This is a genomic window from Streptomyces sp. NPDC020299 (genome assembly GCF_044387825.1).
Taxonomy (GTDB): Bacteria; Actinomycetota; Actinomycetes; order Streptomycetales; family Streptomycetaceae; genus Streptomyces.
The window spans coordinates 18,697-34,543 of record NZ_JBIRWL010000001.1; the positions used below are offsets into that span (position 1 = coordinate 18,697).

Annotated in this window: 17 protein-coding genes and 2 pseudogenes; 11 read left to right on the forward strand and 8 right to left on the reverse strand. The window is 67.4% G+C overall.

Going from position 1 to position 15,847, the window contains the following annotated elements; genetic code table 11:
* Positions 1-1,176: 1,176 nt before the first annotated feature.
* Positions 1,177-1,593, forward strand: coding sequence for an AraC family transcriptional regulator (locus ACH45E_RS00070; RefSeq protein ID WP_361455782.1), 417 nt, complete (start codon positions 1,177-1,179; stop codon positions 1,591-1,593).
* A 186-nt stretch (positions 1,594-1,779) separates the two neighbouring features.
* Here ACH45E_RS00070 and ACH45E_RS00075 read toward each other — a convergent pair whose 3' ends face one another.
* A complete protein-coding gene (locus ACH45E_RS00075; protein ID WP_361455785.1) occupies positions 1,780-2,124 on the reverse strand; it encodes a hypothetical protein in 345 nt (114 codons plus the stop codon).
* 354 nt (positions 2,125-2,478) lie between these two features.
* On the opposite strand from ACH45E_RS00075, the gene ACH45E_RS00080 reads away from it, so the two are divergent.
* On the forward strand, positions 2,479-4,062 hold the full coding sequence (locus ACH45E_RS00080) for an ATP-binding protein (protein ID WP_361455788.1): 1,584 nt from the start codon (positions 2,479-2,481) through the stop codon (positions 4,060-4,062).
* Between the two features lie 140 nt (positions 4,063-4,202).
* The gene (locus ACH45E_RS00085; RefSeq protein WP_361455791.1) at positions 4,203-4,463 is read left to right on the forward strand and encodes a hypothetical protein; all 261 of its coding nucleotides are present in this window, start codon (positions 4,203-4,205) and stop codon (positions 4,461-4,463) included.
* Between the two features lie 56 nt (positions 4,464-4,519).
* Here the strand turns inward: ACH45E_RS00085 and ACH45E_RS00090 are convergent, their stop codons facing one another.
* The 4 genes from ACH45E_RS00090 to ACH45E_RS00105 form a co-directional block, all read right to left on the reverse strand.
* Complete coding sequence (locus ACH45E_RS00090; RefSeq protein WP_361455794.1) at positions 4,520-4,801, reverse strand: hypothetical protein; 282 nt, start codon at positions 4,799-4,801, stop codon at positions 4,520-4,522.
* Positions 4,798-5,490, reverse strand: a complete 693-nt coding sequence (locus tag ACH45E_RS00095) for an HNH endonuclease family protein (protein WP_361455797.1) — start codon at positions 5,488-5,490, stop codon at positions 4,798-4,800. Before ACH45E_RS00095 ends, ACH45E_RS00090 begins: the two co-directional genes overlap by 4 nt.
* Positions 5,491-6,100: 610 nt before the next feature.
* Positions 6,101-6,670, reverse strand: a complete 570-nt coding sequence (locus ACH45E_RS00100; protein WP_361455800.1) for a hypothetical protein — start codon at positions 6,668-6,670, stop codon at positions 6,101-6,103.
* Positions 6,667-7,080 carry a DUF5372 family protein gene (locus tag ACH45E_RS00105; RefSeq protein WP_361455803.1) on the reverse strand — a complete coding sequence of 138 codons (414 nt, stop codon included), beginning with the start codon at positions 7,078-7,080 and terminating at the stop codon, positions 6,667-6,669. Before ACH45E_RS00105 ends, ACH45E_RS00100 begins: the two co-directional genes overlap by 4 nt.
* 14 nt (positions 7,081-7,094) lie before the next feature.
* Between ACH45E_RS00105 and ACH45E_RS00110 the strand changes: the two are divergent.
* Positions 7,095-7,343, forward strand: a pseudogene (locus ACH45E_RS00110) (integrase core domain-containing protein); the annotation flags it as partial.
* A 20-nt stretch (positions 7,344-7,363) separates the two neighbouring features.
* Here the strand turns inward: ACH45E_RS00110 and ACH45E_RS00115 are convergent.
* The gene (locus ACH45E_RS00115; RefSeq protein ID WP_361455806.1) at positions 7,364-7,603 is read right to left on the reverse strand and encodes a transposase; all 240 of its coding nucleotides are present in this window, start codon (positions 7,601-7,603) and stop codon (positions 7,364-7,366) included.
* 333 nt (positions 7,604-7,936) lie between these two features.
* On the opposite strand from ACH45E_RS00115, the gene ACH45E_RS00120 reads away from it, so the two are divergent.
* The 5 genes from ACH45E_RS00120 to ACH45E_RS00140 all read left to right on the forward strand — a co-directional run bounded on the left by ACH45E_RS00120 (position 7,937) and on the right by ACH45E_RS00140 (position 12,888).
* The gene (locus tag ACH45E_RS00120) at positions 7,937-9,139 is read left to right on the forward strand and encodes an IS110 family transposase (RefSeq protein ID WP_361455809.1); all 1,203 of its coding nucleotides are present in this window, start codon (positions 7,937-7,939) and stop codon (positions 9,137-9,139) included.
* A gap of 927 nt (positions 9,140-10,066) precedes the next feature.
* Complete coding sequence (locus tag ACH45E_RS00125) at positions 10,067-10,321, forward strand: hypothetical protein (RefSeq protein WP_361455812.1); 255 nt, start codon at positions 10,067-10,069, stop codon at positions 10,319-10,321.
* Positions 10,322-10,466: 145 nt separating this feature from the next.
* Positions 10,467-11,498: a helix-turn-helix transcriptional regulator gene (locus ACH45E_RS00130; protein ID WP_361455815.1), complete on the forward strand. Its 1,032-nt coding sequence runs from the start codon at positions 10,467-10,469 to the stop codon at positions 11,496-11,498.
* Positions 11,498-11,986 carry a hypothetical protein gene (locus tag ACH45E_RS00135; protein WP_399039652.1) on the forward strand — a complete coding sequence of 163 codons (489 nt, stop codon included), beginning with the start codon at positions 11,498-11,500 and terminating at the stop codon, positions 11,984-11,986. Before ACH45E_RS00130 ends, ACH45E_RS00135 begins: the two co-directional genes overlap by 1 nt.
* Before the next feature lie 98 nt (positions 11,987-12,084).
* Positions 12,085-12,888: an SAM-dependent methyltransferase gene (locus ACH45E_RS00140; protein ID WP_361455821.1), complete on the forward strand. Its 804-nt coding sequence runs from the start codon at positions 12,085-12,087 to the stop codon at positions 12,886-12,888.
* 37 nt (positions 12,889-12,925) lie between these two features.
* Here the strand turns inward: ACH45E_RS00140 and ACH45E_RS00145 are convergent, their stop codons facing one another.
* On the reverse strand, positions 12,926-13,840 hold the full coding sequence (locus tag ACH45E_RS00145) for a helix-turn-helix transcriptional regulator (protein WP_361455824.1): 915 nt from the start codon (positions 13,838-13,840) through the stop codon (positions 12,926-12,928).
* Between the two features lie 93 nt (positions 13,841-13,933).
* Positions 13,934-14,170 carry a DUF397 domain-containing protein gene (locus tag ACH45E_RS00150; RefSeq protein ID WP_361455827.1) on the reverse strand — a complete coding sequence of 79 codons (237 nt, stop codon included), beginning with the start codon at positions 14,168-14,170 and terminating at the stop codon, positions 13,934-13,936.
* Between the two features lie 374 nt (positions 14,171-14,544).
* Between ACH45E_RS00150 and ACH45E_RS00155 the strand changes: the two genes are divergently transcribed.
* The gene (locus ACH45E_RS00155) at positions 14,545-14,910 is read left to right on the forward strand and encodes an ATP-binding protein (protein WP_361455908.1); all 366 of its coding nucleotides are present in this window, start codon (positions 14,545-14,547) and stop codon (positions 14,908-14,910) included.
* A gap of 175 nt (positions 14,911-15,085) precedes the next feature.
* Positions 15,086-15,412, forward strand: a pseudogene (locus ACH45E_RS00160) (transposase); the annotation flags it as partial.
* Positions 15,413-15,847: the final 435 nt, after the last annotated feature.

Below are 15,847 nucleotides of genomic sequence, written 5' to 3' on the forward strand. Positions count from 1 at the left end.
AACCGTGGAAGCATGGGACCACTCTCGGCACCACCGCCCCATCCACCGCTGGCCCCGCAGACACGCTCCGACCCTCCGCCCAAGAACGACACACAGCGTTCGTCAAGGACCCTTTCCCGTCCCGCCCCTGCGTCGACGCCTGCCGAGCGCGTGAGCAACTCACAGGCTGCAGTTGCGGCCGCTGTCGCCCTCCGTCCGATCCCCGCACTGGCCATCCAAGCCGGGGGCGCCATTGCCGCTTCGATAGCCGCACACCGCGCAGGGCTGGATCGCGAGACGGCAGCCGGTGCCGAGCAGGCACCCCGCTCAACCCACAGCGGCTGCGAACCAACACTCCAGACTGCAGCCGCACAGCGCACGGACACCGATGCCCTGCCCCGAGGGCACTTCGGTCCCCGGGAAGCCGGACAACAGGCCGGCGCCGCCGGAACCCCCGGAGCCGCCCCACTCCCCCGCCGGCCGATCCAGCCGGAATGCATGCCGCGAACCGCCCGGCCCAGCGACGCCACGGGCCTGCATCACGGCCGCCGCCGTCGAGGATGCACGCCTCGGCAAGGAGATCACTGAAGGCACCGGCGGCACGAGGACCCCGTCATCCATGAACACGTGCAGCGTCAACGTCGCCACTCGCACGTACGTACCCCAGTAGATGCCGGGGCCGCGCCACGCGAAACGTAGGCGCGGCCCGCTCCCAGTGCCCTACAGGCGCAGGTTCATACGTTCTCCACAGCGGATCGCGCGGTCTGGCCGGCCGGGGCCCGGGGTCCCGGCACGGAGGCCGCGGCGAGGAAGGCGCTGAAAGCCCAGCGGCGTGAGGCGAACGAGCGGAACCGGCCGGCCAAGGAAGCGTCTCCGAGATGACTCATCAGTACACGAACGAGACCCGCCAGGGACACCGATAGGACGCCGACCGATACCGGTGTCAACGGCCATTTCGTTCTCCCCGTAGGCGGCCAGGAGTTCGCCCCGTCATACCGGTGTACCTCTCAGAGTCCCGCGCACGTCCCCACGGTGTCTCGTACACGCCCCGGCAGTGGCGCACTGGCGTCACGCACACAGCCTTCGGAGGACTCACCTGTGCAGGGATGCCGGGTGGCGCCTTCCAGGAGACACGACCGGGACACCACAGGGACGCCGGCGCGGCTACGCGACGTCCCACGAGAGCAGGAGTCCGACATGACCGCCTCGCCGAGCCTGGCTGAACTCGGTCGGAGGGCCGGCGCGAGCGAGCGGACCCGGTCCAGGCTGTCCGGCGACGAGCTGGGGATGGGCTACACGGCCTGGCACACACAGCTCCGCCTGCACCGGGCGGTCCTGCTCCTCGCCGAGGGACGGACCGTCACGCAGGCGGCCGCGGTCTGCGGGTTCTCCTCGCCCAGCGCCTTCGCCAGCGCGTTCAGGGCCGCCCTCGGACGGACTCCCGGGTCGTTGTACAGGCAGCCGGCAAGCCGCGAACGACGCCCATCCCGCCCCCGAGGGCCACTCCGGACGAGGTGCGCCGATGCGGAAAACAGGACCTCTACGGCCATCCGAACCAGAGCTCCGGGGTGCGATTCCGTTCGATTACGAGGCTTCCATCACCTCTACGTTTAAGAGTGGTGACCCGGCGGTGAGCGAAGTGACTGGTGATACCTCGCATGCGATCCCCCTGTGACCAGGCAAAACGCCGCATCGCCACCTGTTCACTGGCGCCGCGCTAGTGGTGGAACGCGCCGCCGCGGCTTGGGGAGCGTGAGTGTGGGGCTCTTCGCAAGGCTGGCGACTCATGCCGAGGACATTTCAATGCAGGAGGACTGCGACGGCCGCGGGGAGAAGATCCCGCAGATCGGTGATCTTCACGTGGGCGGCATGGGTTGCGGTGAACTGGGCGACGGACATGCTCGGTGTGCCGAAGACGATGGTGAAGGTCCGCAGTGCCCCTGGGCTGCGGTCCAGGGCCCAGGCCGCGGTTGAAGTGCTGGTGGTCAGGAAGCGGCGGGGCTCGGGACCGATCACGAACAGCTCTGCCCGGCGGCCGGAGGTGTCGGCGGCGAGCATCACGAGGTCCTTGAAGGTCTGGCGCTTGCGCATGGCGTCCGCGCCACGCCAGCGAGCGAGCTTGGACTCCGCTCTCCGGGAGATCAAGCTCGGGAAGATCTTCAACGGCGCGTAACCGCCGCAGGGCGGGGAGGGCTGCCGACAGCCCTCCCCTGTGGGGTGGATGAGGCCGACTGGGACGATGAGGACGACAACGGTGCCCCGGATGAGCTGATCGGCACGCGAAGAGCTGTGTGACCTGCATGCCCTGGCGGTCGCCGGAGGCGCTCCAGCGGTCACCGCACCCCAGCGGGCGCTGGCCGCGTTTCTGCGTCTGTCTGCCGGGTGATCCCCACATCGGGGCACCGCTGCTCTGGCACTCGTCCCCGTACGGGGCGGCGTAGCCGGTGGTCGGTGCACTGTCGCCTCAGATTGTCGGTGCCGTCGGCTAGCGTGCGAGGTATGCGCTACTTCAATACGGCCGGGCCGTGCGTCCCCACGCGTCACTACATGGTGCCGGCCCAGGAGCGGCTGCCCAGGGCCCGCGGGTACATCGAGCAGGGCCAGTACTTCGTGGTGCACGCGCCGCGGCAGACCGGGAAGACGACGGTGCTGGCGGCGATGGCCCGGGAACTGACGGCCTCGGGCCGGTACGCGGCGCTGCACTTCTCGTGCGAGAGCGCGGAGGTGGCCGGGGAGGACTACGGCCAGGCCGAGCTGCTGGTGCTGGAGGCGATTCGGCGGTCCGCGGAGTCCGCTGGGCTTCCTGATGAGCTCGCGCCCCCCACCTCCTGGCCCGACGCGGTGCCCGGGTCCCGGCTCACGCGGGGGCTGACTGAGTGGGTGCGGAGCTGTCCGCGTCCGCTGGTGCTGTTCTTCGACGAGATCGACGCGCTGCGGGGGGAGAGCCTGCGCAGTGTGCTGCGCCAGTTGCGCGATGGCTTCACTGTCAGCCGTGGCGGCTTCCCCCATGCGGTGGTGCTGTGCGGGCTGCGGGATGTGCGTGACTACAAGGCGGCCTCGGGCGGGGATCCGGGGCGCCTTGGTACGTCGAGTCCGTTCAACATCAAGGTGGCGTCGCTGCGGTTGGGCGACTTCACCGAGGCCGAGGTCGCCGAGCTGTACGGGCAGCACACCACGGAGACGGGCCAGGATTTCGCGGTGGATGCGCTGGAGCGTGCCTTCAGCTTTACCCAGGGACAGCCGTGGCTGGTCAACGCGCTGGCCCGGGAGGTCGTCGAGGAGATGGGGGTGCCGTCGGACACGCCGATCACGGCCGAGCACATGGAGGAGGCGAAGGAGCGGCTGATCCTGGCGCGTGCGACGCATCTGGACTCGCTGGCCGCCAGGTTGGGCGAGGACCGGGTGCGGCGGGTGATCCAGCCGGTGATCGCGGGTGAGCTGCTCCTGCCGACGGACACGTACGACGACGATCTGGCGTATGTGCGCGACCTGGGGCTGGTCGCTCCGGACGCGCCGGTGCGGGTGGCCAATCCGATCTACCAGGAGGTCATTGTCCGGGTCCTGGGAAGCAACACGGAGGGCCAGGTCGTCGCCGCCCCGAGCAGCTTCCGGCTGCCGGACGGCCGGATCGACATGGACAAGCTGCTGTGCTCCTTCGCCGAGTTCTGGCGGGAGAACGGCGAGATCCTGGCCACCGCCTCGACCTACCCGGAGGCCGCAGCACAGCTGGTGATGATGGCCTACCTGCACCGGATCGTGAACGGGGCGGGTTTCATCGACCGGGAGTACGGGGTCGGCCGGCGGCGTGTGGACCTGCTGATTCGCCAGCCGTACACCGCTGCCGACGGTTCGCGGGCGGTGCAGCGCGAGGCGCTGGAGCTGAAGGTGTGGCGCCAGGGCCGCACCGACCCCCTCGCCGAGGGGCTGGCACAGCTGGACGACTACCTGGACCGCATGGAGCTGTCCACGGGCACCCTCGTCGTCTTCGACACCCGCCCGCAGGCAGCCCCGGTCCACGAGCGCACCGCCTTCTCGCAGCGGACTACGCCCTCCGGGCGCACCGTCACCGTGCTGCGCGTCTGACGGCCGGGAGACCTCAGCCAGGAGCGCCCCCGGATCTTCCTCCCGTGGCCGTGTTCCCGGAGCAGCACAGGTTCGGTGCGGGAGCTGGAGGGGCTCGGCAGCCAGGAATCACGGCAGTTCGGTGCTGACACGTCAGCACCGTGTCAGCTCATGAAACCCTGGGGGCGGGCCGCGGCACGTTCTTCGACAAGCGCGCCAACGGAACCTTCGGTCCCGTGGAGGACATCAAGGTCGATGTTCTGGTCACCCCCGAGCAGTGGGACGCCCTGGGCCGCATCGGCGCCCCAGGTAGCCTCGCCTCTGATACCTGTGAGGAAGTGCGTGTTATCCGTACCCCGTTGGAGCTGCCGCTGACGTATGCGACAGCGGCAGCATGGCCCGTTTCCTGCTGTGAGCGGTGAGTTATCCAGCGCAGTGGTTCGTGCCGCTGACAGCGGTGACAGTATGGGAGAACGGCTCACGTGGCTGTGGCGGCTCCGCCCTGCCGGATGCGGGCGAGCAGGTTGTGGTGGTAGGCGGCCAGGTTGCCGTCGGGGACGGGGGCGGGGCTGCCGGTCAGGGTGTACCACTCGTCGGCGCCGGTGTATTGCACCGTGACGTGCGCGCTGTGCCGGTCACGGCCGGGAGTGGTGCGGATGGTGAGGCCGCCGGTGATGACGCCGACGTCGTCGGTCATCGCCCCGCCGGGCCCGGTGTGGACATCGTCCTGGTAGCAGGTGGTGTCCGGGCTGTCGCTCATGCTTCACACGTGTCCAGCATCTCGTTGAGTTTGTTCTTCTCCGCCTCGGTGATGTTGAGGTTGTATACGTACTTCACGTGGGTCCAGGCGCGGCTGTAGGTGCACCAGTAGGGGCGCAGGGGTGGGGCCCACTGGTCGGGGGACTGGTCGCCCTTGGACCGGTTGGAGGCTGCGGACACGGCCACCAGCTGGGGGTTGGTGAGGTCGTTGGCGAACTGGCGGCGCTTGGCGGTGGTCCACTCGTCGGCTCCGGAGCGCCAACCGTTGGCCAAAGGAACCACGTGGTCAATGTCAAGTTGGCCGGACGCGGTGAAAACCTTGTCGTCGTAGGGGCTGACCCATGTGCCGGCCACCGCTCGGCACTGGTCGTCCTGGACGACGTCGTGGCCATCGCGAGCGAGGACGACTTCTCGGGTGTCGCAGGTGCCGTACTGGATGATCCAGTTCCCGAACTTGGCCCGGGAGTAGCCGGTCATCGGGTGCGGGGCAGCGAGGTTCAGGTCGCCGAGTTCCTTGCGGACGATGTCGGCGGGCGGGGGCTCGGGCAGGTCCCGACGCGAGGTCGCGGCGTTCGCGCTGTGGTGATCGGAGGCCGGCGTGGCTGTGGCTGTGGCCGGAGCAGCGGTGAGGGGGATGACGAGCGCGGTGGCGGCCGCCGTGGTCAGGGCAAGCTTCGTGTGGATCCGCATGCGTTGATCTCTCTCGTCGAGCAGGGGAGTTGACGGTCACGAGAGATAGCGGCACTCACGCTGGCGGTGTCGATGTGCTGAGGCGGTGTCACCTGAACGGCGGGTGGGATTTCACCGCAGAAACGATCACGCGGTGAGGGGGGATGCGACCGCAGGTGCTGGGCCCGAGTGGACCGTGGACAGCGGGCAGGGCGACGCTGCGTTCTGCACCTGCCTGGCACGCGAGCGGGCACGTGGCGTCGACGCTGTGCCAGCGCCGAGGGGCCGATAGACGCTGCTGCTCGAGCGAGTTCAGTTTCCTCACCTGTGCCGTGGGCCCCCACCGGGGTACGTCACTTCCGCCACCTGTGCCCCGTGGCCAGCGCCGTATGGCCTAGGCCTCTGATTCCTCGTGGATGAATGCCGACGCCCCAGTCTTGTCAGAGCTATGTCGTTCACGCCCCCACCAGGGGTTTCTTACGCATCAGACTGGCGCAGGTACAGATACGAGATGATCGACGTTCCGACGGATGTCATGCCTGTTCAACGATGCAACGGTCCGTACGGCGCGATACCCACGAGCAACGGCCGATCGCCATACACACTGACGACGGGGGAACCTCACGCATACTCAGAGCGGGAATCGGACATCATGCCGGACGTGGAATTCTGGGCGTGGCCACGCCGAGCGCGAGCCCGCTCTGCTGCAGGGTACGGACCCGGTGGGTTCGGTGACCTGGTCCGTGACCGTCGGCAGGGTGATCTCCCCGCTGGTCTGCCCGGCCGGGATGTTCACCCCCAGCACGAGCCGGTCCAGCCGGGACAGCGGGCGTGCCGGGTCCGGGAACTCGCCCGACCGCTCACTGAGCCACTGGGAGTCGACGTCCTTGGTGGACAGCTCGGCACCGCCGGTCACGGGCCGCACCACGAAGGAGGCGCCCAGGTCCACGTCGGCGGCCTCTGACAGGGTCACCCGCCAGGTCAGCGGTCTGCCCTCGGTGACCCGGTCGGCGACCGGTGTCACGCTGATCGTGGGTGTCGGGTCGTCGTTCTCCACGGTGATACCACCGCTGTCCGAGCCGACGACCGCACCCTGGACCGCCTTGACCACCACGCCGTACCGTACGTCGTCGCCAAAGCGCGTGTTGCCCTTCACCTCTACGGGGAAGTCGACGACCTGGCCGCCGGGCCGCACCGTCACCAGACGGTCCTTCGTACGGCCGGTCGCCGGGTCGGTTTTCTCCGTCGGAGAGTTCGCAACAGGGTGCGCATCCGGGCAAGCAGGCCGATCGCGGTCAGGGACAGCTCCAGCCACGTGGTGATGGCGAAATGGCGGGCGCGGAAGCCGTCCGAAGCCGGTGGTCTTGCCGCAGCGGGTACGGTCCTCAACGCGTCGGTGAGTACCAGGTCCCCGGTCCGATACGGGCACTCCTCGCCGGCCGCCGCGACGAACGCATCCACCGGTGCCATATCGGTCCACTCCAGAGGGAACGAACACCTGCGACCTTGCCCGTCGAGGACCAACACCACATCCCCGCGCCACGAGTTGAGGCGCTCGAGGAACTCGAAGGCCTCACCACACCGGGGATGAAACGGATGGATCAACCGCACACACGCGTCGTCATCGAGGGGAACGAGCGCATTCGACGGTGAATACCAACGCACTCGCCGAGTCCTTCAACGCGACGTTCAAACGCGAGACGCTCCAAGGCCGCAAGACCTGGTCCAGCGAACGCGAGGCCCGCCTCGACGCATTCGGCTGGCTCAACCGCTACAACACCCGACGCCGTCACTCCCGCCTCGGACAACGCAGCCCCATCGCCTACGAGACAGCACTCGACACAACATCAACTACCCTGGCCCAAGCCGCATAGCCCGTGTCCAAGATTCCGGGTCAAGGCCCGAGCTCGGCGAGCAGACCCGTCACCTGCCAGCGGCGGGCGAAAGCATGCACACGCCGATACGGCGGGAAGTCCACAGGCAGATTGGCCCACTTGACGCCGTTGTCGGCCACGTAGCGGACGGCATCCAGCATCACACGGTGGCAATAGCTCTCCGGTCGGCCACCCCGTCCTTCAAGCCACGCGGGCACCGGCAGCACTGCCCGGATGACCTGCCATTCCTCATCCGTCATGTCCGAGACGTAACACCGCATGCGCTCCGGCCCGTCGGCCGCGTTGCCGAACCTGTGCGCGAGGCAGTCACACGACAGGGACGGCGAGTTGGACTCCACACAGGTGAGCGCGAAAGACTGCGGCAACAGGGCCTCCGTAAGTTGTTGGATGGCCCGGGAGGGTCGGATGTGGCTGAACAGGGCTTGCCCGTTGTGGCTCGCCAGGAGTGGCCGTCCGGCCTTCCGGGGCGCCCTGGCTGCTGATTGAGATCTGCGTTTCAGTCGCTGTTTACGGAGCTGACAGCGGGGTGTTCCTCGGGCCGACGGCATGCTGTGCGGAGCGAGGAGAGGCAAGTGACCAAGCGACACGCCCTCATCTGGGTGGGGATCGACGCGGGCAAGGGTCACCACTGGGCGGCCGGAGTCGATGAGACTGGTGCCACCGTGTGGTCGAAGAAGATAGACAACGACGAGTCAGCAATCCTGACCGCGCTCGGCGAGATCCTGGACCTGGCCGACGAAGTCCGCTGGGCGGTGGACATCTCCGGCACGTCCTCCGCTCTGCTGCTGGCCTTACTCTCGGCCCACGGCCAGCAGGCCGTCTACGTCCCGGGCCGGACGGTCAACCGGATGGCCGGCGCTTACCGAGGCGAGGCCAAGACTGACGCGCGTGATGCGTACGTCATCGCCGAGACCGCTCGCCATCGACGGGACTTCGCCGCCATCGACGTGCCCGCCCAGATGGCGGCCGACCTGGCGCTGCTGACCGCACACCGCTCGGATCTGGTATCCGACCGGGTGCGGATGATCAACCGGTTGCGAGACGTGCTCACCGGCATCTTCCCCGCCCTGGAACGGGCCTTCGACTACAGCTCCCACAAGGGCGCGCTGGTGCTGCTGACGGGCTACCAGACCCCGGCCGCGATCCGCCACCGTGGCAGGGCACGGCTCACGGCCTGGCTGGCCAACCGCAGCGTGCGTGGTGCCGACACGGTCGCGGCCACCGCGCTCATGGCCGCCGAGGCCCAGCACGCCACGTTGCCCGGCGAGGACATCGCCGCCCAAGTCGTGGCCGACCTGGCCTCCCAGATTCTGGCCCTGGACGACCGCCTCAAGCGCATCGAGAAGCAGATCCGCGACATCTTCCACAGCCACCCGCAGGCCGAAATCATCGAGTCCCTGCCTGGCTTGGGCCCCGTACTCGGCGCAGAGTTCGTCGTCGCCGCGGGCGATCTGACCGCTTACGCGGATGCCGGGCATCTCGCCTCTGCAGCCGGTCTCGTCCCGGTCCCGCGAGATTCGGGGCGCCGGACCGGGAACCTGCGTCGGCCCAAGCGATACAGCCGCCGCCTGCGCAGGGTGTTCTACCTGTCTGCACAGACCAGCATCATCCGTGAGGGGCCGAACCGGGACTTCTACCTAAAGAAGCGCGGTGAAGGGCTCAAGCACGTCCAGGCAATCATCGCCCTGGCTCGCCGGCGCGTCAGCGTCCTGTGGGCCCTGCTTCGCGACAACCGGGTCTTCACCTCCGCCCCGCCGGTCGCGCAGGCGGCTTGACAGCGCCCATTGAGACTCCTGGTGATCGGTTTGGTTCGCACCCCCGACCTACCAAGAGGCCCTGCTGTCATACGTCGGCCCGCGCGCGATCACCCGAACAGGAACCCTGTTCGACCAGACCAGCCCCGTCATCGATAAGCGGATGGCGTCTCAGGTCAAAGCCGGTGGAGGTGCAACTGCTCGATACCACGGTCCAGGAGCAGGCTCCCGGCCGTGACGCACGCCGACGAGTCGCCCACTGGGCGCTCCGTCCAAGCCCGTTGGCCTTGTGCAGTGCCGCACCCCACGCTGTTCAGCTGGTTGCGCTCGTCCTGGCCGCGCGAGGCATTGCCATCGGGACAAGCCGTAACGGCCTCCTGCACCAGCCCGTGACCGGCCAAGGTGGTGAAGACGGATTCACCCGCCGACACCCAAAGGAGCATGCATCTCCGCGATGCCCGGCGTTGCCGGTCTGCAGACGCCCTCGTGACGGGATCACGGGGGCCGGTGTTCCCGGTGGGAGAAGCCCGCCGCCGTGCGTTCCGTCGCTCCACCGGACGAGAGGATCTCTCGGGGTTCCGCTCGTGCAGGATGGTTTCTTCAGGGGTGGCGGGATATGGCGCGGGTGTGCGCCGGAGTGCTCTTCTTGGATTTTCAGGCGCCGGTGCACGTGTATCACGCCATTACTGTCAACTACAGCGGCCACTTTCTGTCGAATCCGATCAGTGGCCGCCAAAGAATCGACGTCTTGGGTCGCGAAACGGCCCGAGGCTTGAGTTTTCGCACGCGAATGCGGTCGCTTACCGGTTTATGCCTCACTCTGATGGCCGAGCGCGGGAAGAGCACGCTAGGGTCACGCCGGAGATGGGCCCCGGACCGAGGCTGGCTACCCAAAGACCCGGGACCTCTCCGCATTTTGAACAGCCGTCAATTTCTCTAAGGAAACCGATGACCGATCTCAATGTCGTGTCCGGCACCGTGGTGCCGGGGGCACGCCTGGAAGGTAGCAACGCCAGCGGATATTGCGCACGCTTGCGTGCCTTCGCTGTCACGCTCAGCCTGGGCCCGATTGTTGCCCTGGCCCTCTCCTGCGTTCTTCAACATTCCGGGTGGTCAGCGCCTGCTTGTGTGGCGTTCGCGGCGGTCGCGGCTGCCGCAGCCCGTACGTCCCGGGTCGCCTTCGTCTGGGTGCGCGTGGACTGAACTAGCTGCGATGGCTGGCGGGTGACTGTGAAGCGCCCGCCAGCCACCGCGTGTCGAGGCAGGGCGAGCAGACGGGATGAGAGGCAAAGCGATGTCGGGTAATTCGCCGCGGCCGGACAGGTGTGTGGTGTGCTCTGGTCCGCTGGTGCAGAACAAGGGCGCTGGGCGGCGCCGTCAGTACTGCGGCACTGCATGCCGCCGCCGGGCGCAAAGGCAGCGACAGGCGAGCCAGGCCAGAGTCGTCGAGCAGCAGGGTCCCTTGGGGCGTGCCGTTGCTGCGGAAATCCATCGGCTGGCCGGGCAGCTTGTCGACAGTGAGCTGCGTCAGGAGGAGCTGGGCACGTTGCTGGAGCGCGCTGAGGCGATGCGCCGGGAGTTGGATATCTACACCGCTGCTGCGGTTCAGGACGCCCGCCATAGAGGTGAGAAATGGGAGAGCGTGGCCCGAGCAGCGCATGTAGCTCCGGAAACAGCCCGGGCCCGGTGGGGGCCGGAGCGAGTGGCCCGGATGATGGTCCTGCACGCCAACGATAAACGGGCTGCTCCCGCGCGGTGGCGCGCGGTGCGGTCAAAGTCGGCCGGGGACGGAGGTGAGGACCAAGCCATTGAACGAGGGGAAGCCGCCAGTCCGGTCAGTCAGTTGGCCTCGGCGCTGACCCAGTTGCAGGTCGCCAGCGGCAAGACGATCCGCGAGGTGGCCGATCTGGCGATGTTGTCGCCGTCGTTCATCTCGCGGGTCCTTTCCGGGGACCGGCTTCCAACGTGGGACCTGGTGTGTGCGCTGAGCGAGATCTTCGACTCCGACCCGGCCGAGTTGCGTGTGCTCTTCGAAGCCGCCCACGGAATGACGACGCCGCAACGACAGCCTGTGACCGCAGCCATTGAGCAGTTGCATGCGACGGTGCGTGGGCTGCATCTGGCGGCGAAGTCTCCCAGTGCTGAACGGATCGAGGCTTTGAGCGCCAAGGCTGTGAGCGCGAAGGCGGCTCGGCGCGTGCTGGCAGGCCTTGACATCCCTGAGTGGGAAATACTGTCTGCGTTGGTGTGCGCTCTGGGAGGCCGACCCTCAGAGGTTAAACCGTTGTGGGAGGCGGTGCATTACGCGTTTTTGATGTGCGACGACCCTGGTCTGCCGGACGGCGTCGCGCACATCGCCTTGCCGGGAACGACACAGTGATGGCGTACCGGGCCGTGCCGTTCGCCAACGTGGTCGCCCAGAGCGAGACGGACGCAGGACGTGATGCGCATCTGCGTCACAATGATCTGCGTGCCGAGCGGGCTGCTGTGGCTGCCTTCGCGGCCTTCCGTGAACGCCACTACGATCCCTACCTGCAGTACGCGGCGTTGCGGATCGGTCATTTCGGTGCGGCGGAGAGAGCTGTTGCCGCTGCTTTCACCGAGCTGGCCGTCTCCTGGACTGTGGTTCTGGGCAGCTCCGGGCCGGCCGCTGTCGCCTGGGCCATTCTCCACGACCACATCGACCAGGCGTTGGACGGGCAGCTTCGCTCCTGCCCGTTCAGCCGGCCTGTGCGGTCTCTTCATCTGGAGGCCCAGGTGCTGCACCGTAGGCTTCAGCTCAGTTCGGAGCGTGTCGCAGAGGTGCTGGGAATACCGGTGGAGGACGTCTGGGGGCTACTGCCATCCGTCGGAACTCCAAAGGAGTGACAATCAGTCACTTCACGGTGCGCCGGTGTGACGCTCCTCATACACTGTGCTGTCACAGCGCCAGATGACGCTGTTGGACGGCGCCGGAGGGGGCACGGGTGAATTTGCCGTACGGAGTGGACGTCTCGGTTCCGAGTGTGGCCCGCATGTACGACAGTCTCCTGGGCGGGAAGGACAACTATCCCGCTGACCGTGCTGCCTGCGGTGAACTTCTCAAGCAGGTTCCCAGCATGCGGGAACTCGCCCTGAACAACCGGCAGTTCCTGCGCAGAGTGGTGCACACCCTGGCAGCCGACTACGGAATCCGCCAGTTCATCGACCACGGTTCAGGCCTGCCCACCCAGAACAACGTGCACGAGATCGCGCAACGTGTCGATCCAGCAAGCCGCGTGGTGTACGTCGACAACGATCCCATCGTCCGTGCCATGGGCGGTGTCCTGCTGGAAAGCAACGAACGCACCGCAGTACTCCAGGCCGACATGCGCAACACTGACACTATATTTTCCAGTGAGCCCGTACACCGCCTCATCGACCTCAATGAACCGGTAGCCGCGTTATTTGTCTCCGTGCTGCACTGCATCCCGGACAGCAGCCAGCCCGGCGAGCTGCTAGCGCGTGTCGCGGACAGGTTGCCGCCCGGCAGCATGATGGTGGTCTGCCAGCTTGTCAGCGACTCTCTTGAGGTACGCGATTTCGTCACACGGTTCATGAATGAGCAGACCCAGGGACACTGGGGCCGCGTACGCAAGAAGGCAGACGTCGCAGCGTTCTGCGCTCCACTGGACCTTGTGGAGCCAGGGCTGGCCGAGGTCTCGGCCTGGCGGCCACAAAACGACGATGTCCCGGCCCAGCTCACCTGGGAGTGGGAGGAATACGGGGGCGTGGGCTTCGTCCGGCGCTGAGCCGGTGCACCAGCACGGCGATGCCCAGGGACGTCCGTCACCGCCAGGTGTCGAGCGCCTCCTCCAGCAGCGATGCTGTCTGGTCTGCGGGAGTTGCCACACCGCACAGGTTGTTCAGCACCGCCTGGTAACGCTCGGAGTCGGAGGGTTTCTCTCGGTAAACGGCCCCCTCGTACTGCTCGAGGTACACCATGTCGGGAAGGTAGTCCGGGGTGAAGAATCGCAGGTGCACGATCGGGTGCCCGATCGCGCCAGCCGCTCCCACGGACAGCGGGGCGATGTGCAAGCGGAGCCGGTAACGCAGCTCCCCCAGCAGCGTGAGCAAGTGCTTGATCTGCCGGTACATAACGCCAGGGGTGCCGACCTGGCGCCGGAACACTTCAGAGTCCATCACCGCGAGCAGGGTCGGCGGGTCGGTCTCCCGGCGGAGCATCTCGATGCGCTGAAGGCGCAGCCGGACGCGGTCTTCGATCTCCTTGGCCGGCATGGTCGGATGCGTCGCCCGGATGACGATCTGGGCGTACTCCTCGGTCTGCAGCCAGCCGGGCACCAGCTGCGGCTCATAGGAGATGATGCGTCGGGCAGCCGGCTCCATGGCCAGCAGCGGACGCAAACTGTTCGGTGCGGCGTGGGCGTAGGGCTGCCACACTTCGGGCTTTCCCGCCTCGTGCACCAGAGCCGTGATCCGCCAGCGCTCCGCGGGGTCCCGCACGCCGTATTCGTCCAGCAGCCGCTCTACCTCTGTCAGTTTGAGCGTGGTGAGGCCGGTCTCCATGCGGCTGATGGTGGATTCCGATGCATCGATGCAGCGGGCCGCCTGCCGGGTACCGATCCGGGCGTGGTCACGGCAGCGCCGCAGGTGTCCCGCCAGCGCCTTGCGGTGAGCGGTCGCGCCCCACTCCGGGCGGTACGGAAATCCAAGAATGGAAGGCGCCCTCTGGTCGGCTGCCATACCAGGTACTCCAATCGAATGTCCGGGGGAGCAGCCCGAGTATGGCAGCCAGCCGTAACATGTGTCAGGAAGAGGCCATAAATCTACCCTCTGTTACATGAGAGCGAAGTCGAACTCTCCGTCCTTGACACTCGCGAAGAAGGCCGCGATCTCCTCCTGGGTGTACACGAGAGCGGGACCGTTCGGAAATCGCGAGTTACGCACGGCCACACCTCCTTCAGACAGAGAAGCGACTTCCACGCAGTTCCCGTTGCCGCCACTGTGTCGGCTCTTCCGCCATTCAACGCCCTCGATCATGACTGCACTGACGCCGTTTTCCACCCGCTGCATCCCTATCGCGCCTCTCTGAGTCGTGTTCGGCCAGTCGCCCTTCAACGGCAGCCCGACCGACTGTGTGTACGAATTTCATAGCTCTGCAATTGCAGAACGGCACTTGCAAGAACGATGAACAGGCCGGAATAGTGACGGTCAAGACGGCACGCCCAGCCTCCACATGGCAAACCGGTTCCGGGGGACGTACGATGACGCCACGTCAGAACAACGACATCCAGCCACTGTCCGTGCCCGAGGCTGTCGACGACCTGGAACAACGTCTCTTCCGCGGCGCACCACCTGCGTTCACCCGCAACCTCGCCGTGCGTACAGGTCTGGGCAGCACACCGTTTGCCGCGAGACAGATCCCCGCCGCGACCAACTGCTGTTATATGGCAAGACAGTTCACCCGTCAGACCCTTCGACGCTGGGACCTGAGCTGCATCTGCGACGACACCGTGCAGGTCGCTTCCGAACTCGTCGCGAACGCCGTCCGCCACGGGCGGACACGCACCATGCGTTCCGGTAGTTCGCAGTCAGCTGTATGGCTCGCTCTCGCCCTGCGCCCTCGTACCCTCCTATGCGTCGTCCGCGACCCCAGCCGTCGCCGGCCCCGTCTCACATACCCCCCGCCCTTGGCCGAGCGCCACCGCGGGCTGCCCATCGTCAACGCCCTGAGCACCACATGGGGCTGGACCGATGACTGCCAGACCAACGGAAAGTCCGTATGGGCCCGCCTGTCACTCCCCGAGGCCTGAAATAGCTTCCCTCGCCACATGGCAGGGCCGCTTGAACCCGCGCCGACCACCGGTCGCCGCTGCGCACGAGGCACACACAGCGATCGAGGTCGTAGTCGCCCCCGCCAGAGGTGCCGGTCCAGCTTCCGGACCAGCGAACGGATGTGCGGGTCCACGCTCGCTGGCAGCAACTACTCGGGCGGCCGCCCGCCTTGTCGGCCTGCTGGCCGTGCCCATTTCCGGCAGCTCCGCGCTGCGCCAACTGAGGCGCCTGCCGCAGCGGGTCCCGCCGGTGATCGCCATGGACGATTTCGCCCCGCGCCGCCGCCACCGCTACGCCACGATCACCACAGATGCCGAGACCGGCAGACGCGTCGCGGTCCTGCCCGACCGCGAGGCCACGACGTTTGAGTCCTGGCTGCGCGAACATCCTGGCGCCGAGGTCGTGTGCCAGGATGACTCGGCCACCGACGCCGAGGCCGTCCGCCGAGCCCTGCCCGAGGCGGCGCAGATCAGCGACCGGTAGCACATTTGGCGCAATCTGGCGGCGCGGGCAGCGGTGAGAGCGAACCGCACGGGCAGGCACCGCAGCAGCACGAGCGCGCCGAACAGCCCGATATGCCCGGCCAGCCGCTTCAGGACACCGGCCTGGGTCTCGGCGGCGAACCGTACGCCGGGCACGTCCCCCCGGGCGGGCGGGTCGGCGGGCAGCAGGAGCCCGGCCGATTCCAGTTCGGCCGCAAGCGCGGCCATCTCCGTGCGGACCTGCTCCTGGGGCGTGATGTCGGCGAGCGGGTTGACGAGTTCGTCCAAGAGGGCGTTGCCGTCCCGCTCGGTGACGCCGATCTGTACGGCCCAGGTTCGTGTCGAGCCCGGTGGTCTGGACGTCGAGGACGGTCAGGTGCGGGTCGCTCAGGATGCCGCGAGCCCACCGCCGGACATGTTCTCGGCCGGCTGC